Source organism: Massilia putida, assembly GCF_001941825.1.
Lineage (GTDB): Bacteria > Pseudomonadota > Gammaproteobacteria > Burkholderiales > Burkholderiaceae_D > Telluria > Telluria putida.
On sequence record NZ_CP019038.1, the window covers coordinates 2,207,263 to 2,230,935 of the forward strand.

Consider the following 23,673-nt stretch of genomic DNA (forward strand, 5'->3'; position numbering starts at 1 on the left):
GGCGGCCGTCACCCGTGCAGCCGCACCGCCTCCTCGACGGCGCCCGGCACCACCGACAGGTCCACCCATCCCGCGCGCCACGCCTGCTCCAGGTTGCGTTCGATCGTGTCCAGCGACGCAGGCACGGTGCCGGACAATCCGCGTACGCCGTATGCGCGGTCGCGGCCATGCGATTTCGCCAGATACAGGGCGCTGTCCGCGAGACCGACGACCTGTTCCCACGTCAGCGGCGTGCCGCCGAGCGACAGCGGAAACGGCGCGAAGCCCACGGACACGGTGACCGGGACGCATCCGTTCCGGTATTCGACCGGGTGCGCCGAGATGCCGTGCAGGATGCGCAGCGCGACGTCGTCCAGTGCGGCGCGCGCGACCGCCGGCAGGAACACGAGGAATTCCTCGCCGCCCCAGCGCACGATCATGTCGGTCTCGCCCAATGCCAGCCGCAGATTGTGCGCGATCGTCTTCAACACGGCGTCGCCGGCCGCATGGCCCAGCGTGTCGTTGATGCCCTTGAAGCGGTCGACGTCCACCAGGAACAGCGCGCCCGCCGTCCCGCACCCTTCCCGGGCCATGAACTCCTGGAAGTGGCGGCGGTTGTACAGCTGCGTGAGCGGATCGAGCGCGCTTTGCCGCTTCAATTGCCGGTTCTTTTCTTCCAGCGCGGTGTTGGCGCGCCTTACCTTCCGGTAGAGCAGTCCGACGATCAACGCGGCCAGCGTGCCGATCCCGGCCAGCGGCCACCAGATGCGCTGCTGCAAGCGGCGATTGTCCAGCTCCGCCTTGGCGGCACGGTTCTCCTGGCGCAGCGCTTCGATCCGGCGCTGCCTGGTCTCGGCGTCATATTGCTGCTGCAGCTCCATCAAGGCTTTCCGGCGCTGCTCGGCAAAGATTTCGGCGGAGAGCCTGCGCTCGCGGTTGTAGGCGTCGACGGCGCCACGATAGTCGCCGGCGTGTTCCAGCGCGCGCCCATACTCGCGCAGCACGGCCAGCAGTTCCGGCTTGTCGCCCTGTTTTTCATAGGTCGCCAGGCCCGCCTCGAACTGCTGCTTGCCGTCAAGCAGGCGCCCCTGCCCGAGCAGCGCCTGCCCCAGGTTGACGCGGGCGGTCGCGATGTCGTTGTTGCTCCTGACGTCGATGGCGGCCTCCAGCGCTTGCGCGGCATAGACCTGGGCCTCGTGGAAGCGGCCCTCCTTCAGGTAACAATCCGACAGATTGACGAGCGTCGTGGCCCCCATCTGGCGTGCGCCCATGCTGCGTTCGAGCCCGAGTTCCTCGAACAGGGCATGGCGTGCCCGCTCGAAGGCGTTCTGCTCGACCGCCAGGGCGTATTCGTCGCCCAGCGCCGTGGCGATGGCCCCCGGGGATGCCATCTTCCTGGCCACGGCCAACGATTCCTGCTGCACCTCCCAGCCCTTGTCCAACTCGCCCATATTCAGGTACAGCCGCACCAGCGCGTGCAGCGCGCTTGCCAACGGTGCGGTGTCGACCGGCGTCCGGCGTGCCATGTCGACGGCGGCGTGCAGTTTCGACAGCGCCGCCGGATAATTGCCCTCCTCCTGGAACGATAGTCCGGCGGCGATGGTCGCCAGCACCTTCGTCGGCATGTCGTCGGTGCTCAAGGCGACGCGTTCCGCCTCGAACGACGTGGCGTGAGACGCGGCCAGGTCTTCCCGCACATAGAGCGTATTGGCGCGCGCGATCAAGCCTTTGGCAAGCGCCACGTTGTCATTGTTGCGCCGCCCATAAGCGACCAGCTGGTCGGCCAATGCCAGGGCATGCGTCAGGTCGCCGATGCCGCGCTCGGCGGTGCTGTAGAAATACAGGAAGTCCGTGCGCAACGGCGCCGGCGCGGCGGCCATGTCGAACTCCATGGCGCGCAGCCGGCGCGACGCCTCGTCCGGCACGAAGCGCGCGATGGCACCGGCCTCGCGCAAGCGTTGCGCCTGCGTCTGCGTCTGCTCGCCGGTCGTCGTGAGTGGACACAGCAACAGCGCGACGGCGCAGCAGGCGCGCAGGCCGAATGGTGACAGTACGGGAAATGCCATTGAGCTCCTCGGGCTACGCCGCACGGCGTACGGCCGCGTGCCGAGGATTATGCCTGCTGTCATCTAGAAGGTTCAATCGAACCGTCGAGCCCTCCGCATGCGCGGCCGGTCAGCGCTGGGCGAGCGAGGCCAGATAGCCGTGGATCTGCGCCACCGCGGCCGCACCCTCGCCCGCCGCGGCCGCCACGCGCTTGGTCGATCCGGCCCGCAGATCGCCCACGGCGAAGAGGCCGTCGACGCTCGTCTCGAGCGTGCGGGCGCCGTGTTCCGGACGCGTCTCGGCGCCGGTCAGCACGAAACCCTTGTCGTCCAGTTCGACGCCGCATTCGTGCAGCCAGTCGCTGTTCGGGTCGGCGCCGATGAACAGGAACAGGCGCCGCACGGGGAACTCGCGCGTGTCGCCGCCGTCTCTGGCGCGGCAACGCACGCGGTTGAGGCCGTTCTCGTCGCCTTCCAGCCCGGCGATTTCGCGCCGCGTGTGCAAGTGGATGTTGGGCGTGGCCGCGATGCGTTCGATCAGGTAGCTGGACATCGTCGCCTCCAGCCCAGGTCCGCGCACCAGCATATGCACTTCCGACGCGTGCGCCGCGAGGAAGACGGCCGCCTGCCCCGCCGAATTGCCGCCGCCGACGAGCATGACGGGTTCGTTGCGGCACAACCTGGCCTCCACGGGCGACGCCCAGTAGTAGACGCCGCGGCCTTCGTACTCGGCGATGTTCGGCAGGTCCGGCTTGCGGTAGCGCGCGCCCGCCGCCAGCACGACGGTGCGCGCCTGCAGGCACGTGCCGTCGTCCAGTTCGACCTTGAGCGGACGCTCGTGGCACAAGAGGCGCGTGGCGCGCGCGGGGATCGCGATCTCGGCGCCGAATTTCAGCGCCTGCACGTACGAGCGGCCGGCCAGCGCGCGGCCGGAGATCCCGGTCGGGAAGCCGAGGAAATTCTCGATGCGCGCGCTCGCCCCCGCCTGGCCGCCATACGCGCGCTGGTCCAGCACCATCACGCGCAAGCCTTCCGAGGCGGCGTACACGGCCGTCGCCAGGCCGGACGGACCGGCGCCGACGACGAGCACGTCGAACACGGCGCCGCGCTCGATGCGGGGCAAGGTGCCGAGGCAGCGCCCCACTTCGGCCAGGGTCGGATTCTTCAGCACGAAGCCGTCCGGCAGCGCCACGAGCGGCCAGTCGGACGGCTGCCGCCAGTGCTCGCGCACGAGCTGGGCCGCTTCCGGGTCCGTCTCCGGATCGCGCCGCGTGTACGGATACGCGTTCCGCGAGAGGAAATTCTCCAGCTCGAACAAGCCGGCGTGCGCGGCCGGACCGATCAGGATCGGACCGCCCGGCTTATTGCTGATCAGTTGCACGCGACGGAGGATGAACGCGCGCATCAGGCGCTCGCCCAGTTCGGCCTCCGCCACGATCGCGGCGCGCAGGCATTCGGCGTCGAGGACGAGCGTCTCGAGTTCGCCCACGGCGACGCCATCGGCCAGCGGCGGCCGGCCGGACAATTGCGCCACTTCGCCGGCGAATTGGCCGGGACCGTACTCGACCACCTCGACGCGATTGCCGAGCGCATCCGTCCGGCTGCACAACAAGTGTCCCGCCAGCACGACGACCATGCCGGGCGAATCCACGCAGGCGCGAAACACGGTGGCGCCGTCCGGCCACGTGCGGCAGGTGCCGAAGCGGCGCAGGCGGGCGATGTCGTCCGCGCTCAGCGTCGGATAGATCTGGTGGCCGCGCGTGGCCAGGTCGACGGCGGCGCGCGCCTCGGAATCGGGGATGAGACTTTCGGGGATCAGTTCGGGTACGTGTTCGGACATGGTCGGCCGCCTCGAGGTTGGGTACCGCATGCTACCCCACCTCGAAGCGCCGCGCACCTCACAAAAGACGGGGCCTACCGTCCGGGCAGCGCCGCGATCACGCGCCTGGCGAACTCGGCCGGGTTGCCCGCGTGCCAGCGCCACACGATCACGAGATCGTGCTCGGGAGAAATGACGATATCGTTGCTGCCGGCGCCGAGCGCGGCGAACGCCGTCGGCGGCAGCCCCGGCAGGTTTTTACCCTTCGTGTTCAGCCACCACAGATAGCCGTAATCCGGACCGTGTTCGCTGGGCGTCAACGCCGCCTTCACGTAATCCTCTGGCACGATCTGGCGGCCGTTCCAGTTGCCGCGGCGTAGCCACAGATAGCCGAAGCGCGCCATGTCCCAGGAATCGATCCACATGCCGCCGCCCCAGCGTGTGCCGCCGCTGACGGAAGGAACGAGCTTGCCGTTCATGTCCACGTAGCTGTTCGTGTACGGCACCCACTTCCACTGGTGCGACGCGCCGATCGGGTCCATCACCTCGTCCTGGAACACGTCCGGCACGGGTTTGCCGAACACGCGCAGCAGCGACAGCGCGAAGCGGTTGATGCGCACGTCGTTGTATTCGTAGAACGTGCCGGGGTCCTGGAACGTGCGCGGCTTGCGCTCGCCCGCGCCGAACGCATCCATACCGATGAAGTCGGCGTTCTTGCCCCACATGCTGCCTTCCCACTCCGATTCCTGCTGCAGGTGGTGCTTCCACGTGACGGCCGCGTTGTGCGGCGAGTCGTAGCCGCCGTCCTTCACGGTGGCGCCGACGGGCTGGTCGAGGTTCGCGATCTTCCCGTCGCGCAGGGCGACGCCGGCGACGGTCGACAGCATGCTCTTCGCCACGGAATACGTCGGGTCGACGAAGTGCGTGTCGCCGAATTCCGCGACGACATAGCCCTTGTAGATCACGACGCCGTTCGTGGGCGCGCGTTTCGACGGCAGCGAGCCGAGCGGCTCGCCGAAGGTCTGCCGCTGGTCGGAAAAGTCGCGGGCGCGTTCCGTCTCGTGCGCCTGCGCGTACGCGACGGCTGCGCGCAGCTTGATCGGGTCGATGCCGAGCTGGGCCGGCGATTGGTGCGTCCATTCGCCCGCCGGCGGAAAGTACGACGGCTCCGCTTTCGGCTTCGGCAGCGTGGCGGCGCTGGCCAGGGTCGTGGCGAACGCGGCCAGCAGCAGCGCCCGGCGCATCACGCTTTGTCCCGCCACTGCGAATACGGCATCCGGATCAGGCTGGAGTTGTAATAGCGCTTCTCGCCCGTGACCTCTTGCCCGATCCAGTCGGGCTTGTCGAACGCCTCGTCCTCGGCATCGAGCTCGATCTCCGCCACGACGAGCCCGGCGTTCAGGCCGAGGAATTCGTCAACTTCCCACGTGTGGCCCGCATGTTCGATGCGGTGGCGGATCTTTTCCACCTGCGGCTGCTCGCACAAGCCGTCGAGCAGCTCCGTCGCGTCCGCCACGGGAATCTCGTATTCCCACTCGCCGCGGGACGCGCCGGTGCTTCGTCCCTTGATGGTGATGACGGCCCGTTCGCCCTCGATGCGCACGCGCACGGTCCGCACGGCATCGGCCACCAGATAACCCTGGCGCATGCGCGTCGGGATACCCTGCCCGCGCCAGCCCTCATTGGCCAGCAAAAACTTGCGTTCGATCTCGACACCCATGCGCGACTCCTTTCAGTCGTCCAGCGATTGCAGGATCGGCTGCAGCATCGCTGCACCGAGCGCGGCGCTGCGGGCGCCGTTCCAGCCGACGTACGGGTCGGGCAGGTTGGCGTTGTCCTTGAACGGCATCTCCAAGGTCAGCGACAGGCATTTGAACGTGTGCCCGATATACTTCGAGGCCAGGGTCAGCAGTTCCTCGTTATACTTGCTCGCGGCATAGCCGTAGACGTTCTGGAAGTCCGGGCTGGACGCCATGTAGCGCTCGATGAACGCGTTCTGGGCGGCCAGGCGCTCCGGCGTAAAGTCTTCCAGCATCTCGCTGCCGGCCACGAAGTTATAGGGCAGCGCCTCGTCGCCGTGGATGTCGAAGAACATGTCGACGCCCGTCTCGTGGATCTTGTTCTTCACGCACAGCACTTCCGGGCTGCGCTCGGGCGACGGCGTCATCCACTCGCGGTTCAGGTTGGCGCCCGCGGCATTCGTGCGCAGGTTGCCGCGGACGGAACCGTCCGGGTTCATGTTCGGCACGATGTAGAAGACGGCGCGCTGCAGCAGCTTGCGCGAGATCGGATTCGAATTGTCGAGCAGCGCATCCATCATGCCTTCGACGAACCACTCGGCCATCGTCTCGCCCGGATGCTGGCGCGCGATCACCCAGATCTTCTTCTCGGCCTGCGGATTGCCGACCACGACCAGGTTCATGTCGCGGCCGTCGACGGTCGTGCCGATGTCGTGCACGCGCGCGACCGGATTCTCGGCCACTTCACCGAGCAGACGCAGGTGGCGCTCCCAGGTGTAGGGCTCGAAATAAGCGTAATAGATGCTGTCCAGCTCGGGCGTGTGGTTGACGGTCATGACCTGGCCGTCGAACGAGGTCGGCACGCGGAACCAGTTCTCGGTGTCGTAGCTGGCCGCCACCTGGTAGCCCTCGAAGCCCTTGGGATACGTCGCCTGCCCCGCGTTCAGGAAGCGGATCGTGCAAGCCTTGCCGCGCGCGCCCTGCAGGCGGAAGTGGAACCACTGGTGGATGTCGGCGTGAGAATCCTTGCGCAGCTTGAGATCGATCTGGCGCGGGTCGGTGGCCTGGACGACGTCGATCGCACCGGAATCGAACAGCTGGCTGATCTTGATGGACATGGGCTGGTTCCTCGAAAATCGTTCAAAGCAGGAATGATAGCCGAGCCCACGCCCGCCGGCCACAAACGGGCGGCCGCGGTCCGCGCTTAGTTGCCGGTCATGCGTCGAGGTCGATCAAATCCTTGCTGTAGGCCAGCATGATCTGGCGCATCAGCTCGACGTTGCTGCGGTCGAGGACGACGGTGAGGTCCGGTTTGCGGTCGAGGTTGTACGTCATGCTGATCTTGCCCGGCAAGACCTTGCACTGCACGGTGAACGCGCGCGGGATGTTCGGGCTGTCCCAGTCCCACTGGGTGATCGTCGGCCCGGCCGGCGGCGGCTGCAGGGCCGGGTCCTGGTTGACCGGCAGGTGCTTGAGGAGCCAGAACACGATCGATGCCGGCACGAAGATGGCGACGTCGCTCGCGCCGTGTGCGGAGAATTTGGTCAGCAGGAGGTTGCCGACCCGGTCGCACGACATGGACATGCTCTTGACTTGACGGATGACCGCAGATTTCACGACGAATTCCTATGGCTGAGTGATTGAAAGCCCGGGGATTCTACCCCATCCCATTTGAGAATTGTGTTAAAGAAATGCAAAACGGGGAGCCTGCGCTCCCCGTGTGGATTCGTGGACGGCGGGACGGTGCCGCCACCGTCCCGCCTGCACGGAATTACTGCTTGTTGCCCTTGGACGAGCTGCGCGACGAGCCGGAAGCCGACTGGCGGTTCCCATGGCTCATGCTGCCTGCGCGACGAGCCTCTTCCGAGGTGAACTCGTGCGCGGTGCCTTTCTGGTGAGCGGCCTTGCCGCCTTCGCTGGCGATCTGGCGCTGACGCTCCGGATCCATCGATGCGAAACCTCGGTTCTTCGTACCGCCACTCTGTTTGTTGCCTTGATTGCTGGATGCCATGATGATCTCTCCTCGTTGCAGTTGAAACCGCCGCGTCCTGCGGCAGGCCTGCCGATGCTGTCGGATGAGCGCTCGGTCGGAAAACATCTTAGGCATGCCAATTGGATGAGACTATAGGAGCATTTCAGATGACTTTGTAGGACAATGTGAGACAGAAAATGCATCATCGAAACTCTACTTCCGGTTGTAAATAACTCGTCGGTAATCGTCCTACATATACCCGCAACGTCTTCCTATACTGAAGTCCACCGGGAACGCGCATCATCCCGGTTCCAGATCGAAAGGAGACGACCATGGACGCGAACCAACGCAGCGAAGCGAACAACCAGACGAACAACGGCGCCAACGAAAAATGGACGCCCGGGTCCGAGGGCGCCAGCGCCGACCGCGGCCAGCCGCTCGACCACACTTATCCGCGCGGCCCCGGCGTGCAACAGGGCAACCAGCAGCGCGACATCATGGGTAGCCAGAGCGGCAGCGGCGGCCGCGAATACGGCGAGGATGCCGGCATCCCCGGCGGCTCGATGGAAAACCAGATCAACGGCGGCTCCGGCCCCGTGCAAGGCATCACCGACAGCCACCAGCGCCAGATGGAACAGAAATCCGGCGCCTACGGCTTGCTGGAACAGCCCGTCGGGCACCGTCCGAAAGACTCCGGCGTCGATCTGAACCGGGAACGGGACATGCACCGCGACGTCGTGCGCGGCAACCTGCCGTCGCAAAGCGCCGCCCAGCCCGACCTGCAGGGCGGCTCGCTCTCCGATTCGCGCGGCAATCTGCAGGCCTCCACGCATACCCAAGGCGGCGGCATGCACGGCCCGCGCAGCGCACTGCCCGCGCAGCCGCCGGGCGGCTCGATGGGCAACCGCCAGTCCGGCGCATCGCCGTCGACGCAGGGCGGCGGCATGCCGGGACCGGGCGCCGCCGGCGGCCACGAAGCCCAGCGCGGCAACACGCAGCTGGACGTGGCCGGCTCGCGGTCGATGGCCAACCAGGAATCGGACTACGGCGGCGTGCACAAGTCGAACGATGTCGCCGGCGGCCTGCCGCGCTCGCCGGGCAACACGGGCGCCGACAGCACGGACCGCCAGGGCTCGCAGACCGGCTCCACGGCGTCGGCCGGCGGCCCGGCGGTGCACAAGTCGAACGACGCCGCCGGCGGCTATCCGCGCAGCCCGGGCTTTTCCAACAAGCTGCACGGCGACGACAACATGGACGACGACACGGGCTTCAAAAGCAAGCCCTGAGTCCCGCTGCGCGCCGGCCCCTTGCGCGGGCCGGCGTTGCCTCCCCGCTTGATCCAGATTCAAGCACCGGACTGGTTCCGGAACCCAGCCATTTCCCTCGCGGTCGAACCTGACACATCGTCAGATCGCGAGCGGACCATGCCGAACCAGAACAGGATTGCACGCCGAATGTGCGCCGCCGCGCGGGCCGGGGAGGCGTCATGCGCCGCCTGAACGTCCTGACCTGGCACACGCATGGCAGCTATCTGTACTACCTGGCACATGCGCCGCACGAGTTCCACGTGCTGGCCAAGCCGGGGCGGCCGCCCGGCTACGGCGGCCGCTGCGGCCCGTTCCCGTTCGGCCCGAACGTGCACGACCTGCCCGCCGACCAGGCGCGCACCCGTGAATTCGACTGCATCCTGTTCCAGGAGGACCATCACTGGGAACGCGACCAGTACGAACTCCTGACGCCGGCCCAGCGCGCGCTGCCGCGCATCTATCTCGAGCACGATCCGCCCGGCCTGCCCGCCGCAGACGTCCCATCCGCCGTCGACGACGCGCGCCGGCCGCAATGGCCGACCGACATGCGCCATCCTGTCGACGATCCCGCCGTGCTGCTCGTGCACGTCACGCCGTTCAACGACCTGATGTGGGACAGCGGCCGCACGCCCACGCGCGTCATCGAGCACGGCGTCGCCGTGCCGGAGTCCGTGCGCTGGCGCGGCGACGTGGAACGGGGCCTCGTGATCACGAACCACCTGGCGCGGCGCGGCCGGCGCATGGGCGCCGACCTGTTCACGCGGCTGCGCGCGGAGCTGCCCCTCGACCTCGTGGGCATGGGTGCGACGGAACTGGGCGGCCTGGGCGAAGTCGACCATCCAAAACTGCCCGCGTTCGCCGCCGCCTACCGCTTCCTGTTCTCGCCGGTCCGCTATTCCAGCCTCAGCCTGTCCGTGATCGAAGCCATGATGATCGGCATGCCCGTGGTCGCGCTCGCCACGGCCGAAATGGCCACCGTGATCGAACACGGCGTCTCGGGCTTCGCCGTGACCGACGCGCGCCAGCTGGCCATCGCCATGCGCGCGCTGCTCGCCGACGCCGGCCTGGCGCGCAGCCTGGGCGAGGCGGCACGACGGCGCGCCCGCGAACGCTTTGCCATCGCCCGCTTCAGCGCCGACTGGGATGCCGCGCTGCGCACCGCGACCAGCTGACCCGCCGCCATGAAACTCGACGACCAGCCGGCCGCCCGCCACCGCATCGCGCTCATCAGCGACCATGCGTCGCCGCTCGCGGCGCCGGGCAGCATCGACTGCGGCGGCCAGAACGTCTACGTCGCCCACCTCGCGCGCGAGCTGGCCCTGGCCGGCCACCTCGTCGACGTCTTCACGCGGCGCGACGCGGTCAAGCAGAAGCAGCTGGTGCAGTGGCGCGAGAACCTGCGCGTGATCCACGTGCCGGCCGGCCCGGCTCACTACGTCCCGAAGGAGCAGATGCTGCCGCACATCCAGTCCTTCTGCCGCTTCACCGCGCGCTTCGCCCGCCATCAACCGGCCCCGTACGACATCGTGCACGCGAACTTCTTCATGTCCGGCATGGTCGCCCGGCACCTCAAGCAGGCGCTGGGCCTGCCGTTCGTGATCACCTTCCACGCGCTCGGCCGGGTACGCCGCCTGGCCCAGGGCCCGGCCGACGCCTTTCCGCCCGCGCGCGCGCGCATCGAGACCGACCTGATGCGGCACGCCGACCGCATCATCGCGGAATGCCCGCAGGACCGGCACGACATGGAACGCCTGTACGACGCCAGCAGCGAACGCATCGCCATCGCCCCGTGCGGCTTCGACCCCGACGAGCTGTGGCCCGTGCCGCGCGCCGAGGCCAGGGCCGCACTGGCGCTGGCGCCCGCGCGCTTCACCGTGCTGCAGCTGGGGCGCATGGTGCCGCGCAAGGGCGTCGACACGGTAATCGAAGCCGTCGCGCTGCTGCGCGGCGTGCACGGCGTCGACGCGGAACTGCTCGTGGTCGGCGGCGACGCGCAGCCCGGCGGGCGCGACGGCGTGGAACTGGCCCGGCTGCACGCCCTTGCCCACGCGCTGGGCATCGCCGCGCACGTGCGCTTCGCGGGCCAGCAGCCGCGCGCCGCGCTGCGGCTCTGGTATGGCGCGGCCGACGTGTTCGTCACGACGCCCTGGTACGAACCCTTCGGCATCACGCCCGTCGAAGCGATGGCCTGCGCGCGCCCCGTCATCGGCGCCGACGTGGGCGGCATCAAGAGCACCGTCGTGGACGGCGCCACCGGCTTTCTCGTGCCCGCGCGCGACCCGCACACGCTGGCGGCGCGCCTGGCGCACCTGCAGCGCGACCGCCTGCTGGCGCGCACCATGGGCGAGGCCGGCCTGCGCCGCGCCTACCGCCATTACACGTGGCGCACCGTCGCCCGGCAGGTGGCCGACATCTACGCCGCCGTCCTCGCCGACGTCCGCGCCACGGTCCCCATCGACCTGACCCAACCCCAGGAGTAAGCATGTCCGATCTCAATGCCTCCGCGCCAACCCGACCGCCCCACGCGCAACGCAGCCTGCACGGCAAGGTCGCGCTCGTGACAGGCGCCGCCAGCGGGCTCGGCGCCGCGCTGGCCGCCATGCTGGCCGCCGACGGATGCGACGTCATGGCCGCCGACATCCGCGCCGATGCGCTGCAGGCGGGCATGCCGGCGCTGCTCGATCACGGCGTGCGCGCGGGCGCGCTGGCCCTCGACGTCGGCGACCCGGAGGCCGCGCGCGCCGCCATCGGTCACTGCGTCGCGGCGATGGGCCGGCTCGACATCCTCGTCAACAACGCCGGCACCGACGTCACGCTGCCCCTGTCCGAGCTGTCGGAACAAGACTGGCTGCGTGTCATCAACACCAACCTGAACGGCCCGTTCCTGCTGGCCAAGCACGCGGCCGCGCAGATGCGCAGTCAGGGTGGAGGCGACATCGTCAACGTCGCCTCCACGGCGGCCAAGCGCGCCTGGCCGAACGCGAGCGCCTACCACGCCAGCAAATGGGGCCTGCTCGGGCTGTCGCACGCGCTGCACGCCGAGCTGCGCCCGCTGGGCATCCGCGTCACGGCCGTCATCGCGGGCGGCATGCGCACGCCGTTCCTGCTCGACCGCTTCCCCGACCTCGATCCGGCGCTGCTGCAGGACCCTGCCAGCGTCGCCCTGGCGATCCGGCACGCGCTGCTGCTGCCGCGCGACAGCGTGATCGCGGAACTGACCGTCCTGCCCGTGCGTGAAACCTCGTGGCCATGAAAGCCGTATTCCTCGACAAGGACGGGACGCTCGTCGACGATGTACCCCACAACGTCGAGCCCGAGCACATCGTCCTGTGCCGCGGCGCGGGCCCGGCACTGCGCCTGCTGATGCGGCTCGGCTACCGGTTGTTCGTCGTCACGAACCAGCCCGGCATCGCGTTCGGACGCTTCGCCGCGGCCGCGATGGACGTCGTCAGCGCGCGCCTGCGGGAACTGCTGCTGGACGAACAGCTGGCGCTCGACGGCTTTTATTTTTGCCCGCACCACCCGGAAGGGACGGTCGCGCCCTGGGCCGCCGAATGCCACTGCCGCAAGCCGCTGCCGGGCCTGTTGCTGAAGGCCGCGCACGACCACGGCATCGACTTGCGCGCGTCGTGGATGGTGGGCGACATCCTGCACGACGTCGAGGCCGGCAACCGCGCCGGCTGCCGCACCATCCTCATCGACAACGGCAACGAGACGGAGTGGCGGCTAGGCCCGCGCCGCGTGCCGACGCGCATGGCGCCCGACCTGTATTCGGCCGCCGTGCTGATCGCCGGCCATGGGGACGCCGCATGAGCGCCCCCTGGCAATCGGCCCGGCGCATCCTGTGCGTGCGCCTCGACTCGCTCGGCGACGTGCTGATGTGCACGCCCGCCATGCGCGCGCTGCGCCGGGCCGTGCCGGGACGCACGCTGACCTTGCTGGGCTCCCCGTCCGGCGTCGCGGCGCTGCCGTTCATCCCGGAACTGGACGATGCCATCGCGTGGGAAGCGCCATGGACGAAGGCCACGGCCCCGCGTGCGCACGCCAGCGGTCCGGCGCTGATCGCCACGCTCGCCGCACGCGCCTTCGACGCCGCCGTGATCTTCACGACCTACACCCAGAGCGCACTGCCGGCGGCGCTGCTGTGCCAGCTGGCCGGGATCCCGCTGCGGCTGGCCCATTGCCGCGAAAACCCCTACGACCTGCTGACCGACTGGATTCCCGATCCGGAGCCGGCGCCCCTCGTGCGCCATGAAGTCCAGCGCCAGCTGGCCCTCGTGCAACGGGCCGGATGCCGCAGCGCCGAACCGGGGCTGTCGTTCGTTCCCCGTCCTGCCGACTTTGCGGCGGCGCGGACGCGCCTGTCCGCGGCCGGCATCGCCCCGGACCGGCCGTGGATCCTGCTGCACCCGGGCGCGAGCGCCGCGTCGCGCCGCTATCCGCCCGCCCACTGGTCACAGGTGCTGCGCCTGCTGGCGGACGATCCGCAGGTGCCCGTGGTGCTCACGGGCAGCGCGGCGGAAGCGGAACTGGTCGACGCCATCCAGTCCGCCAGCGCCGTGCCGGCCATCTCGCTCGCGGGACGCCTGTCGCTGGGCGAACTGGGCGCGGCGCTGCGGCTGGCGGCCGTCGTCGTCACCAACAACACCGGGCCGGCGCACATGGCGGCCGCGGTGGGCACACCCGTCGTCGACCTGTACGCGCTCACCAATCCGCAGCACACGCCCTGGCACGTGCGCAACCGCGTCCTGTTCCACGACGTACCGTGCCGCTTCTGCTACAAGAGCACGTGCCCGCAAGGCCATCAAGCCTGCCTGACCGGCGTCGACCCGCAGCGCGTCGTCGATGCCGTGCACGAGCTGCTCGATGCGGCGCGGCCGGCTGCGCCCGGATTGCCGGCCGAAGCGCCGGACGCGTCCGTGCCCACATGAACGGAGATGTGCCGATGCCGCTTGTCGACTCACCGCCCCGCCTGCGCCGCCGCAGACTGAGGCATCTTCGCACCCGGCTCCGATGCGCCGGCCGCGTAGGCGCGCACGAGCGCCTGCAGCGCGTCGCGCTCGACGGTCTCGTGGTCGAGCAGCTGGCGCGCAAGCGCATCCAGCAGCGCGCGCTGCTCGCGCAAAGTGGTCCGCACGCGCTGATGGGCTTCGTCGAGCAGCCGCGCGATCTCCGCATCGATGAGGCGCGCCGTGCGTTCGCTGTACGCCGTGCTCTGTCCCGACGCCACATAGGGCGCGCTGGGCGGCTGTTCGAAGGTCGCCAGGCCGAGGCGTTCGCTCATGCCGTAGTGCGCGACCATGTGGCGCGCCAGCTCCGTCGCCATCTGCAGATCGTTCTGCGCCCCTGTCGACAGGTCGCCGAACACAATTTCTTCGGCGACTCTTCCGCCGAGGAACACATCCAATCGGTCCAGCAATTCGCTCTTCTTGAGCAGATAGCGGTCCTCGGTCGGCAGCTGCTGCGTGTAGCCGAGCGCGGCGATGCCTCGCGGGATGATCGACACCTTGGCCACCCGGTCGGCGAGCGCGCGGAACTCCGCCGTGACGGCGTGCCCGGCTTCGTGGAAGGCCACCGTTTCCTTTTCCATCGGATTGATCAGGCGCGAGCGTTTTTCCATGCCGGCGATGACGCGGTCGACGGCCTCGTCGAGGTCGCTCCGCTCGACCCGTTCCTTGCCGCGCCGCGCGGCCAGCAAGGCGGCTTCGTTGATCAGGTTGGCCAGGTCGGCGCCCGCGAGGCCGGGCGTCTTGGCGGCCACGGCCGCCAGGTCCACGTCCGGCGCCAGACTGACCTGGCGGGCATGCACCTGCAGGATCTTCTGGCGGCCCTTGAGATCCGGCCGGTCGAGCGCGATGTGACGGTCGAAGCGGCCGGGACGCAGCAGGGCCGGATCGAGGATCTCGGGACGGTTGGTGGCGCCGAGGATGATGACGCCCTTGTTCGTGTCGAAGCCGTCCATCTCGACGAGCAGCTGGTTGAGCGTCTGCTCCTGCTCGTTGTAGCCGCCGACGACGCCCGTCACGCCGCGCGCGCGGCCCAATGCGTCGAGCTCGTCGATGAAGATGATGCAGGGCGCCACCTTCTGCGCCTGCACGAACAGGTCGCGCACGCGGGCCGCGCCGACGCCGACGAACATCTCGACGAATTCCGAGCCGCTGATCGAAAAGAACGGCACCCCGGCCTCGCCCGCCACCGCCCTGGCCAGCAAGGTCTTGCCGGTGCCGGGCGGTCCGACGATCAGCACGCCTTTCGGGATGCGTCCGCCAAGCCGCCGGTAGCGTTGCGGATTCTTGAGAAACTCGACGATCTCCATCAGCTCGTCGCGCGCCTCGTCGATGCCGGCCACGTCGTTGAAACTCACGCCGGTCTTGCTCTGCATATAGACCCGGGCCCGGCTCTTGCCCACATCAAACAGCCCGGCGGCAACGCCGCCCCGCCTGGCCAGCCCGCCCCACATCCAGAACAACAGCAGCAGCGGCAGCGCCCACGACACCAGCATGCTCATCCATTCGCTGTGCTGCTGGCCGACATAGCGGACGTGCGCCGCGTCGAGGTCCTTGACGAGGTCAGGGTCGGTCACGCGCACGGTATTGAACGGACACAACCCGTCCGCATTGCACTTGACCGACTCGGCGCGTTCGCGCGGCAGGATCGCATCGAGCCCGCCGGCCTTGAGGGTGCCGGACACGCTCGTCTCCCCCACCGTGACCTCGTTCACCTTGCCGCCATGCAGCAGCTGCTTGAATTCGCTGTACGCCAGCGGCGACGTCGTCATGAAGTCCGTCACCGATTGGAACAGCATGAACAGGACGATGGCGAACAGCCAGTACCACAGCATGGGGCGGAGCGACGGGCTGCCGTTGTTCGGCGCCTTGTTCGGCCCATCGCCGCCGCCCGGATCGATGCCGCGCGGCGTATCCCTCCTATCGGACATATCGTTCACGTTGCCTCCTCGCGCCGCTCGACCGGCATGCCGTCGAGCATCTTGAGCGCGCAACCATCAGACCACTGTCTGACAGATTACTCTCCTATGACTTCGTTTTGAATCAACAGTGCGCGCTTACGATGGCCGTTCCAGCTGCGCGAGCCGTGCATCGCACTCGCGCTGTTCCCGCCGGTCGCGGCGGTAGGTGTACACCGTATTGGTCAGGCAGGTCAGCACGGCGGTCGCGATACCGACAGCCGTTCCGACATCCGCCAGGGTCAACGACGCGCCAATCGACGCCATACCGGCGACGTAGCTGGCCACCCCCAAGATACCTGGTCTGCTCATAGCTTTTCTCCCCCCTCGACGTCTCGCCGTCCACCCCTTCACAACACCCGGCAAGTGGCGTAGAGTATAGAACTCTAAACTGATCAACGTCAAGAACGCTAAACTTAAGCCGAGTTTAGGACACTAAACATGAACCTCTTATCCGACCGCCTCGACCACATTTACCGCAACATGCCGCAACTGGAAGGCGAACGCGGCCAGACGGGTCTCGTAAAAGCCTCGGGCGCCTCGAAGAGCGTGGTGAACCAGTGGCTGACGGGGAAGATCAAGTCGATGGATATCCGCTACGCGCTGAACCTGGAACGCGAACTCGGGTTTTCACACATCTGGCTGATGACCGGCGAGGGCGATCCGCGCCAGGCGCCCTTCCACCGCCTCAAGGACGGCATGCCGGTGCGCGCGCTCGACAACGACGATTCGGAACTCGTCCAGATCCGCATGGTCAAGCTGCGGCTGTCGGCCGGGATCACCGGTTTCCAGACCGAGCCGGAACGCCGCGACGGCGGCACGCTCGGCATGCGCCGCACGTGGATCGAGCGGCACAACTACCATCCCGATCACCTGATCGCCATCCTCGTCAAGGGTGAAAGCATGGAGCCGTCGCTGTACGCGGGCGACATCGTCATTATCAACACGCTCGACACCAAACTCGTGGACGGCGCCGTGTATGCGTTCAACTACGAAGGCGAAGCCGTCGTGAAGCGTCTGACGCGCGACGCCGGCAAGTGGTGGCTCACCTCGGACAATCCGGACCAGCGCAAATACCACCGCAAGCTGTGCCAGGGTAACGCCTGCATCGTGCTCGGGCGCGTCGTGCGCAAGGAAAGCGACCGCATATGAAACTCGAGGTCGCGCTCGCCGAGCTGAAAGGCGTGCGCGTCGCGCTGGCCTTTCCGCCGCCGGCCTGGGTCGCGCCCGGCGTCGGCGACGTCCTGCTGGAGCGCCTGCGTCCCCACTTCCCCACCGTGCCCGTGATGCTCGTGTCGGTGCAAAAACATGGCGTGCGGGCGCATGCGGCGTTCCAGGCGCAGGCGCTCGTCGACGGCGCGGATCTCACGCCGCTGCAGCGCACCATGATCGACCTCGACGTTCCGCCGATGCCGCCGGACGAGCCGCCACCATTCTAGCCAACGAGGGGACGGACTCCGTGACTGCGAAAACGATTTTCTGCGTACGTGCCGGTCCGACGTCGACCTCGCCGGCGCTTACCGTCGACAGCTGGGTGCCGCCGCGCGACGTCTTCCGCTATTTCAGCGTGCGCCTCGACCTGAAGTTCTGAGGTTCCCTGCGGGCTTGCGCCCGCGTGCCCTCGTTGCCGCCGGGGACGGCGGCGGCCACGGGTTCGGGCCGGCCACGAACGCGGCCGCATTTTCACGGACGCGCCGCCATGCGACTATCCGTCTTCGTAGAGCCGTCCCGCCGTCAGGAACGGCCCGCCCCGGTACACGCTGGCGATGTCGCCCGCATCCGCCCAGTTGCCGCGGGCCGGAAACCGGCCGGCGAAGGCGCGCGACCCGTGGCGCGGCTCGCGGAACGAGGAGCCGATGCACCGGCACACGGTCTCGATGCCGACGCGGTCGAAGTCATCGCGCGATCAGCCGCTGTTCCTCAAGCCGGCCGAAATGCCGTTGATCGACATGTGCAGGCCGCTGCGGGTCGCGTCGTCGTCCGTGCCGGCCCGGTAGCGGCGCAGCAGCTCGACCTGCAGGTGGTTCAGCGGGTCGATATACGGCAAGCGGTTACGCAACGAGCGCTGCATCTGCGGGTTCCCGTCCAGCAGCTCGTCCTGTTCCATGATCCGCTTGAGGATGGCCACCGTGCGCGCGTGTTCGGCGCTGATGCTGCCGAAGATCCGGTCGCGCAGCGCCGCATCGCCCACCAGCTCGGCGTAGCGGCTGGCGATCGCGATGTCGCTCTTGGCCAGCACCATGTCCATGTTCGACAGCAGCGTCGTGAAGAACGGCCACTCCTTGTACATCTTGCGCAGCAGCGCGAGGCGCTCGGCCGGCGCGTCCGCGACGAAGCGTTCCACCGCCGTGCCGAAACCGTACCAGCCCGGCAGCATCAGGCGGCACTGGGCCCAGCTGAAGACCCAGGGAATCGCGCGCAGGTCTTCGATCGAACGCGACTTCTTGCGCGACGCCGGACGGCTGCCGATGTTCAGGCCCGCGATTTCCGAAATGACGGTCGACTCCCAGAAATAGGTTTCGAAACCGTCCGTTTCGTACACGAGCGACCGGTACGCGCGCAGGGCTTCCGTGGACAGGCGGTCCATCGCGGCCACCTGCTCCGCGTCCGGCTGCGGCTGCGCGTGCGACAGCAGCGTCGCTTCCATCGTCGCCGCGACGAGCACTTCCAGGTTGCGGCGGCCGACCTCGGCGTTCGCATATTTTGCCGTGATGACTTCGCCCTGCTCCGTCAGGCGGATGCGGCCCTGCACGGCGCCCGGCGGCTGCGCCAGGATCGCTTCGTAGCTCGGGCCGCCGCCGCGTCCCACCGAACCGCCGCGGCCGTGGAACAGCTGCAGCTTGATGCCGTGTTCACGGAAGACGGCGATCAGTTCCAGTTCCGCCTTGTGCAGTTCCCAGCCGGACGTGACGTAACCGCCGTCCTTGTTGCTGTCCGAGTAGCCCAGCATGACTTCCTGCAGGCGGTCGCGCGACTGCAGCAGGCGCATGTACAGCGGCAGGCCGAACGCCTCGGCCATGATCGCGGGGCCGGCGCGCAAGTCGTCGATCGTCTCGAACAGCGGAATGATGTTGACGTCGAGCGTGCCGAGCGTCGGATGCAGCAGGCCAGCTTCCTTCAGCAGCACGGCCACTTCCAGCAGGTCGGAGACGGACGCCGCCTTCGAGATGATGTAGTTCGTGACGGCGTCGCGGCCGTAGGTCAGGTGCGCGCGCTTCGTCTCGCGCAGGATGGCCAGCTCGGATGCCGTCTCTTCGGAATAGTCTTCGAACGGCGAGACGAGCAGCCGCGGCGACTGCAATTCGTCCAGCAGGACCTTGCACCGATCGGCTTCCGCCAGCGCCAGGTAATCGACGCCGGGACGCGCCTGCGCCAGCAGTTCGGCGATCACGCGCTCGTGCACGTCGGAGTTCTGGCGCAGGTCGACGGGCGCGAGGTGGAAACCGAATACCTTCACGGCACGCCGCAGCGTGCGCAGGCGGCCGCGGGCCAGTTGGCGCGCGCCGTTGGCGACGAGCGATTCACGGATCACGTCCAGGTCGGCCAGCAGCTCGGCCGCGCTGGTGTACGCCGACGCCGCCCGTTCGGACGCATCGGAGACGAGCCAGTCGCGCGTCGCCACGAGGCGCGCATGCATGCCATGCAGCGCCTGGCGGTACGGCTCGTCCTGGTGGTGCGGCGAGTTGTCCGGCGCGCGTTCGGCGATGCGGCGCAACGCCTCCGTGCTGCCGCACAGCGACTGCGCCTGCGACAGCTGCGACGCCAGCGTGTGCACCTCGGGCAGATAGAAATCCAGCGCGCGGGTCGATTGCGCCTTGAGCGTGGCGCGCAGGATGTCGGCCGTGACGAACGGGTTGCCGTCACGGTCGCCGCCGATCCAGCTGCCCACCTTCATGAACGACGGCAGTTCCGTATCGGCCCACGCGCCGTCCTTCTGCGCCAGCGTGTCCTCGAGGGCGCAGTACAGGCGCGGCAGGCTCCTGAATATCGTGTAATCGAAGAAGGACAGGCCGTTTTCCACTTCATCCAGCACGGACAGCTTGGCGGGGCGCAGCAGGCGGGTCTGCCACAAGGTCAGGATCGCGCGCGCCAGGGCTTCGTCATTGTCCTGTTCCTCGTCGGGCGTGAGCTGCGTGCGGTCACGCTCGCCGATCAGGCGCGCGATCGCCATCTGGCAGTTGAGGACACTCTTGCGCTGGACTTCGGTCGGGTGCGCGGTGAACACGGGGCTGATGTGCGCATTGTCGAAGAAGGCCGGCAGGTCGTCCATGCGGCCGGCGTCGAACACGCCGCCGACGGCATGCGCGATGCTGCCCTTCTTGGGCGCCGACCCGGCGGACAAGTGCGCGCGGCTGCGGCGGATGTGGTGCTGGTCTTCGGCGATGTTCGCGAGCAGCGAGAAATAAGTGAAGGCGCGGATCAGCTGCGTGCGCTCATCGGACGAGATGCCGGCGAGGATCGCGGCCAGTTCCTCGTGCGCGCTGCCGTCCTGGTCGCGCCGGAATCCGATGCTGCTTTTCCGGATCGATTCGATGCGGTCGAAGACGCCGTCGCCCTCCTGGGCCCGGATCGTTTCCCCCAACATGCGGCCCAGCTGGCGGATGTCCCGCCCCAGCAACTCTTCCTTGAAGTTCCGTGCCTCTTCAACGCTCATTCCAAGCTCTCCCGATCGATGCGCCGTGGTCGACGCAAAATGTAAATAATTTACAAAATTAGCACCAGCCGGACTATGGCGGCAGGGATATACCTTGTATATACCAGCCAGTCCGGGCTGCGCGGCGCTGCATGAGATGCAATGTTATGAAATTTTACTACGAACATTGACCAGTTCGGTGCCGATGGTTGAAAAAATGCTACAGATGGAGAAACGGCGTTACTTTGCTTGCTCGTGTTCGAATATCGCGACGATCTGGTCGGCCACCGCGCGCACGTGCGGGGAGCGGCGCACGTCGCCGTGCATGACCAGCCAGAGTTTGCGGCGCACGGGACACGGCGGATCCAATGCGACCATCCCCGGCGCACCCGCCGCGGCGTAATGCGGAAAGACGCCCACGCCGCAGCCGGCAACGGCCGCCTGCAGCAGCGTCAGCAAGTCGTTCGAGCGCACGCTGTAGCGGCGGGTACCGCGCACCTTGTCCAGCCATTCCTGCTGCGGCGCATCCTTCTGCAGCTCATCATACCCTAGGAATTCCCACTGCGCGGGCAGACGGCTCGCGGCATAGTCCGCGTGCGCGTATAACGCGTAATCGACTTGCGCCAGCAGCTTGGCCACGAGGCCCGGCGCAGCCGGGCGCGCGAAACGCAGCGCGATATCGGCCTGGCGCCGCATCAGGTCCGTCGTGCGTGCCTCGGCGCGCAAGTCGATTTCGACGCCAGGCAAACGCGCCAGCGGCGTCCGCAGGCGCGGCGCCAGCAGGCAGGCCGCCAGCGCAGGCGGTGCCGACACGCGCACGACACCCCCCACCTCGCTCGCGCCGCGCGCCACGTTGAGCAAGGCGTGCATGTCGTCTTCCAGCTTGCGCGCGTGGGGCACCAGGGCGGTGCCGGCGGCCGTCAGCGACCAGCCCTTGGGAAACCGGTCGAACAGGCGCACGGCCAGCGCCGTTTCGAGCGCGTCGATGCGGCGTGCCACCGTGGTGTGCTCCACGCCCGTCGCGCGCGCCGCGCCCGACAACGTGCCCGCCTCGCACAGCGCCAGGAAAAAGCGGAGGTCGTCCCAGTCAGGATTCTGCATTGTGCAATTATGCACGGAACAGGTGCGCGTTTCGGGAATTCCGTTCAGGTGCCTGCGCCGCTACGCTGACGTTTTCACCAGAAAGGAGAACGACATGAACAAGCAGATCGCCGCCATGGTGCTGGCCGGCGCCGCCCCCGCCGTGCACGCGTCCTTGCCGGATCTGGCGGGAACCTGGACTCTCGTCGCCGCCGACGTGCAGCGTCCCGACGGCAGCATCGAGCGCGATTACGGCGCCGCGCCGAAGGGCCGCCTCTGTATCGACGCGCAAGGACGCTACACGCTGCAGATCTTCAAGGCCGAGCGCCCGCGCTTCGCGTCCCCGGACAAGGCGGCCGGCACGGGCGACGAATTCCGTGCCGCCGTGCTCGGGTCCAGCACGCACTACGGCACCGTCGCGATGGACGGCGGTCAGCTCGTTTTCCATATCGAAGCGGCGTCCTTTCCCAACTGGGAAGGGACCGTGCAGCGCCGGAGCTTCGAGTTGCATGGCGACGAATTGCGTTACCGGGTGCCGGCGCGGCCGGATGGGGGGATTCCGATTTCGGTCTGGCGCCGCATGCCTTGAGGGCGATCCCGTCAGGCGACCTCCGGTCGGGTTGTCAGACCTGATCGGCCTCCTTCAAGCGCAAGGCGCCGCCGCCGGGCATGTCAATGTGCTCAATGCTCATGCCGGTGGTGGATGTCCGGATAATGCGCATGCGTGTGCCGGAGCGGCGCATGGCGATGAGGATGGGTATGCGGCTCGGCCCCGTCCCACTCGAAGTCATGCTCGTGCTGGTGGTGCGCGTCGTGGACGTGCGCGTGCGCGTGGGTCAACGGCTCGTGCTGGTGTTCGTGCTCGTGCCGTTCGGTCAGGTGCAGCCAGATGCCGACGCCCATCAGGGCGGCCGCCAGCCAGAAGCCGGCGGTCGGGATCTCCCTCAGCATCAACAGCGCGAGCACGGCGCCGACAAACGGTGCGGCGGAAAAATAGGCGCCCGTGCGCGCGGTGCCCAGGTGGCGCAAGGCCATCACGAACATCACGAGGCTCAGGCCGTAGCCGGCAAATCCGACGGCGACGGCGCCCAGCATCGCCGGCGCGGCGGGCAGGCGCAAGCCGAGCATGGCGGCAATGCCCAGGTTGACGACGCCGGCGACGAGACCCTTGGCGCACGCGATCTGGACGGCGTCGCTGGCCGACACCTTGCGCGTCAGGTTGTTGTCGATCGCCCAGCACAGGCAGGCGCCGACGATCGCCAGCGCGCCGGTCGGCACGCCGAGCGTCGGCACCTGTTCCCACGACAGCAGGATCCCGGCCGCGACGATGAACAGCATGCCGATGAAGATGCGGCGGTCGAAGTTCTCCTTGAACACGAACCACGCGAGCATCGACGTCAGCACGCCTTCCATGTTCAGCAGCAGCGAGGCCGACGACGCGGGCGTCAGCGTCAATCCGACCATCAGCAGCACGGGCCCGGCGATGCCGCCCGCCAGGATCGCGCCGGCGAGCCACGGCAGGTCGGGCCGGGTCAGCCCGGCGGGCTTGTCCTGCCCGTTCCGAAGGCGCACGGCGCGCAGCGCGAGCCACACCAGCAGCCCGAGTCCGCTGCCCAGATACAGCATGCCCGCGAGGGCAACGGGCGGCACCGTGCCGACCAGCAGTTTTGCGAATGGCGTGCTGGCGCCGAACAGGGCCGCCGCAAGCAGCGCATGGATCACGCCTTTGTGCATCGAAAGTCTTTCCAGTCCGTGTGCCGGTTAGCCTCGCCTCGGCGCCCCGGTCGTCGTCGCCATTTTAACGTCTTCACGAATCGATGCCTCGCCGGCCGCCGCAACGAGGTACCGGCTGATCGCCATGCCGACGTCGGTCGTGCCGGCGCTTCTCCCGTGCCGGGGTATCGGTCGCAATCCGCCCATTCGCGGCGCGTGAACGCGAGCGGAATGTCGAAACGGCGCGCCGCCGCGTCCAGTGGCCGCCGGCCTTCCGGCATGACTTCCCTGCCGATGCCGTCGCCGGCGATCACTGCGATCCGATGTGTCCTCACGGCCGTTCCGCGTCCCGGTCGGGGTGAAACCGTCATGGCAACCAAAAACGATACGTTTATAATCGACAAAAACGCGAACCAGAAAGA

General features: G+C 68.0%; 23 protein-coding genes and 1 pseudogene. 10 read left to right on the forward strand and 14 right to left on the reverse strand.

The annotated features are described in order from the left end of the window. Nucleotides 1–8: 8 nt before the first annotated feature. From BVG12_RS12110 to BVG12_RS12140, 7 genes are all read right to left on the reverse strand, one after another. Nucleotides 9–2,045, reverse strand: coding sequence for a tetratricopeptide repeat-containing diguanylate cyclase (locus BVG12_RS12110; RefSeq protein WP_075792601.1), 2,037 nt, complete (start codon nucleotides 2,043–2,045; stop codon nucleotides 9–11). A 109-nt stretch (nucleotides 2,046–2,154) separates the two neighbouring features. After that, nucleotides 2,155–3,864, reverse strand: a complete 1,710-nt coding sequence (locus BVG12_RS12115; RefSeq protein ID WP_075792602.1) for an FAD-dependent oxidoreductase — start codon at nucleotides 3,862–3,864, stop codon at nucleotides 2,155–2,157. 74 nt (nucleotides 3,865–3,938) lie between these two features. Further along, nucleotides 3,939–5,087: a serine hydrolase domain-containing protein gene (locus tag BVG12_RS12120; RefSeq protein WP_075792603.1), complete on the reverse strand. Its 1,149-nt coding sequence runs from the start codon at nucleotides 5,085–5,087 to the stop codon at nucleotides 3,939–3,941. Then, the gene (locus tag BVG12_RS12125) at nucleotides 5,087–5,563 is read right to left on the reverse strand and encodes a CYTH domain-containing protein (RefSeq protein WP_075792604.1); all 477 of its coding nucleotides are present in this window, start codon (nucleotides 5,561–5,563) and stop codon (nucleotides 5,087–5,089) included. Before BVG12_RS12125 ends, BVG12_RS12120 begins: the two co-directional genes overlap by 1 nt. A 12-nt stretch (nucleotides 5,564–5,575) precedes the next feature. After that, nucleotides 5,576–6,700 carry a M14 family metallopeptidase gene (locus tag BVG12_RS12130; protein WP_075792605.1) on the reverse strand — a complete coding sequence of 375 codons (1,125 nt, stop codon included), beginning with the start codon at nucleotides 6,698–6,700 and terminating at the stop codon, nucleotides 5,576–5,578. A 97-nt stretch (nucleotides 6,701–6,797) separates the two neighbouring features. After that, the gene (locus BVG12_RS12135; RefSeq protein ID WP_229503867.1) at nucleotides 6,798–7,199 is read right to left on the reverse strand and encodes a hypothetical protein; all 402 of its coding nucleotides are present in this window, start codon (nucleotides 7,197–7,199) and stop codon (nucleotides 6,798–6,800) included. A gap of 154 nt (nucleotides 7,200–7,353) precedes the next feature. Further along, nucleotides 7,354–7,593, reverse strand: a complete 240-nt coding sequence (locus BVG12_RS12140; protein ID WP_056440301.1) for a KGG domain-containing protein — start codon at nucleotides 7,591–7,593, stop codon at nucleotides 7,354–7,356. A 293-nt stretch (nucleotides 7,594–7,886) separates the two neighbouring features. Between BVG12_RS12140 and BVG12_RS12145 the strand changes: the two genes are divergently transcribed. The 6 genes from BVG12_RS12145 to BVG12_RS12170 all read left to right on the forward strand — a co-directional run bounded on the left by BVG12_RS12145 (nucleotide 7,887) and on the right by BVG12_RS12170 (nucleotide 13,792). Next, nucleotides 7,887–8,840 (forward strand): hypothetical protein, encoded by a 954-nt coding sequence (locus tag BVG12_RS12145; RefSeq protein WP_075792606.1) that lies wholly within the window; start codon nucleotides 7,887–7,889, stop codon nucleotides 8,838–8,840. A gap of 200 nt (nucleotides 8,841–9,040) precedes the next feature. Then, nucleotides 9,041–10,033 (forward strand): glycosyltransferase, encoded by a 993-nt coding sequence (locus BVG12_RS12150; RefSeq protein WP_075792607.1) that lies wholly within the window; start codon nucleotides 9,041–9,043, stop codon nucleotides 10,031–10,033. A 9-nt stretch (nucleotides 10,034–10,042) separates the two neighbouring features. Next, a complete protein-coding gene (locus tag BVG12_RS12155) occupies nucleotides 10,043–11,341 on the forward strand; it encodes a glycosyltransferase (RefSeq protein ID WP_075792608.1) in 1,299 nt (432 codons plus the stop codon). A gap of 2 nt (nucleotides 11,342–11,343) precedes the next feature. Then, on the forward strand, nucleotides 11,344–12,114 hold the full coding sequence (locus tag BVG12_RS12160; RefSeq protein WP_075792609.1) for an SDR family oxidoreductase: 771 nt from the start codon (nucleotides 11,344–11,346) through the stop codon (nucleotides 12,112–12,114). Next, the gene (locus tag BVG12_RS12165; protein WP_075792610.1) at nucleotides 12,111–12,674 is read left to right on the forward strand and encodes a D-glycero-alpha-D-manno-heptose-1,7-bisphosphate 7-phosphatase; all 564 of its coding nucleotides are present in this window, start codon (nucleotides 12,111–12,113) and stop codon (nucleotides 12,672–12,674) included. The genes BVG12_RS12160 and BVG12_RS12165 overlap by 4 nt, the downstream gene beginning before the upstream one ends. Beyond that, entirely contained in the window at nucleotides 12,671–13,792 is a 1,122-nt protein-coding gene (locus BVG12_RS12170) for a glycosyltransferase family 9 protein (protein WP_075792611.1), read from the forward strand. Before BVG12_RS12165 ends, BVG12_RS12170 begins: the two co-directional genes overlap by 4 nt. A 29-nt stretch (nucleotides 13,793–13,821) precedes the next feature. Here the strand turns inward: BVG12_RS12170 and ftsH are convergent, their stop codons facing one another. Then, nucleotides 13,822–15,702, reverse strand: a complete 1,881-nt coding sequence (gene ftsH / locus BVG12_RS12175) for an ATP-dependent zinc metalloprotease FtsH (RefSeq protein WP_075796326.1) — start codon at nucleotides 15,700–15,702, stop codon at nucleotides 13,822–13,824. 222 nt (nucleotides 15,703–15,924) lie between these two features. After that, nucleotides 15,925–16,137 carry a hypothetical protein gene (locus BVG12_RS12180; RefSeq protein WP_075792612.1) on the reverse strand — a complete coding sequence of 71 codons (213 nt, stop codon included), beginning with the start codon at nucleotides 16,135–16,137 and terminating at the stop codon, nucleotides 15,925–15,927. Between the two features lie 129 nt (nucleotides 16,138–16,266). On the opposite strand from BVG12_RS12180, the gene BVG12_RS12185 reads away from it, so the two are divergent. The 3 genes from BVG12_RS12185 to BVG12_RS35520 are packed head-to-tail and all read left to right on the forward strand — an operon-like array spanning nucleotide 16,267 to nucleotide 17,416. Then, nucleotides 16,267–16,977, forward strand: a complete 711-nt coding sequence (locus tag BVG12_RS12185) for a S24 family peptidase (protein WP_075792613.1) — start codon at nucleotides 16,267–16,269, stop codon at nucleotides 16,975–16,977. Further along, complete coding sequence (locus BVG12_RS12190) at nucleotides 16,974–17,264, forward strand: hypothetical protein (protein WP_075792614.1); 291 nt, start codon at nucleotides 16,974–16,976, stop codon at nucleotides 17,262–17,264. Before BVG12_RS12185 ends, BVG12_RS12190 begins: the two co-directional genes overlap by 4 nt. Before the next feature lie 20 nt (nucleotides 17,265–17,284). Beyond that, a complete protein-coding gene (locus tag BVG12_RS35520; protein WP_267877481.1) occupies nucleotides 17,285–17,416 on the forward strand; it encodes a hypothetical protein in 132 nt (43 codons plus the stop codon). 114 nt (nucleotides 17,417–17,530) lie between these two features. Here BVG12_RS35520 and BVG12_RS34020 read toward each other — a convergent pair whose 3' ends face one another. The 3 genes from BVG12_RS34020 to BVG12_RS12200 all read right to left on the reverse strand — a co-directional run bounded on the left by BVG12_RS34020 (nucleotide 17,531) and on the right by BVG12_RS12200 (nucleotide 21,559). Then, on the reverse strand, nucleotides 17,531–17,695 hold the full coding sequence (locus BVG12_RS34020) for a hypothetical protein (RefSeq protein ID WP_156895619.1): 165 nt from the start codon (nucleotides 17,693–17,695) through the stop codon (nucleotides 17,531–17,533). 36 nt (nucleotides 17,696–17,731) lie between these two features. Continuing rightward, nucleotides 17,732–20,479 carry a phosphoenolpyruvate carboxylase gene (gene ppc, locus BVG12_RS12195; RefSeq protein WP_075792615.1) on the reverse strand — a complete coding sequence of 916 codons (2,748 nt, stop codon included), beginning with the start codon at nucleotides 20,477–20,479 and terminating at the stop codon, nucleotides 17,732–17,734. 219 nt (nucleotides 20,480–20,698) lie between these two features. Then, nucleotides 20,699–21,559, reverse strand: a complete 861-nt coding sequence (locus BVG12_RS12200) for a LysR family transcriptional regulator (RefSeq protein ID WP_075792616.1) — start codon at nucleotides 21,557–21,559, stop codon at nucleotides 20,699–20,701. 94 nt (nucleotides 21,560–21,653) lie between these two features. On the opposite strand from BVG12_RS12200, the gene BVG12_RS12205 reads away from it, so the two are divergent. Beyond that, nucleotides 21,654–22,127: a lipocalin-like domain-containing protein gene (locus BVG12_RS12205; protein ID WP_075792617.1), complete on the forward strand. Its 474-nt coding sequence runs from the start codon at nucleotides 21,654–21,656 to the stop codon at nucleotides 22,125–22,127. Nucleotides 22,128–22,219: 92 nt separating this feature from the next. On the opposite strand, the gene BVG12_RS12210 is transcribed toward BVG12_RS12205, so the two are convergent. Together BVG12_RS12210 and BVG12_RS35075 are read right to left on the reverse strand one after the other, a co-directional pair. Beyond that, on the reverse strand, nucleotides 22,220–23,272 hold the full coding sequence (locus BVG12_RS12210; RefSeq protein ID WP_075792618.1) for a DMT family transporter: 1,053 nt from the start codon (nucleotides 23,270–23,272) through the stop codon (nucleotides 22,220–22,222). A gap of 149 nt (nucleotides 23,273–23,421) precedes the next feature. Then, nucleotides 23,422–23,622: pseudogene (locus BVG12_RS35075) on the reverse strand (hypothetical protein); the annotation flags it as partial. Between the last annotated feature and the right edge of the window lie 51 nt (nucleotides 23,623–23,673).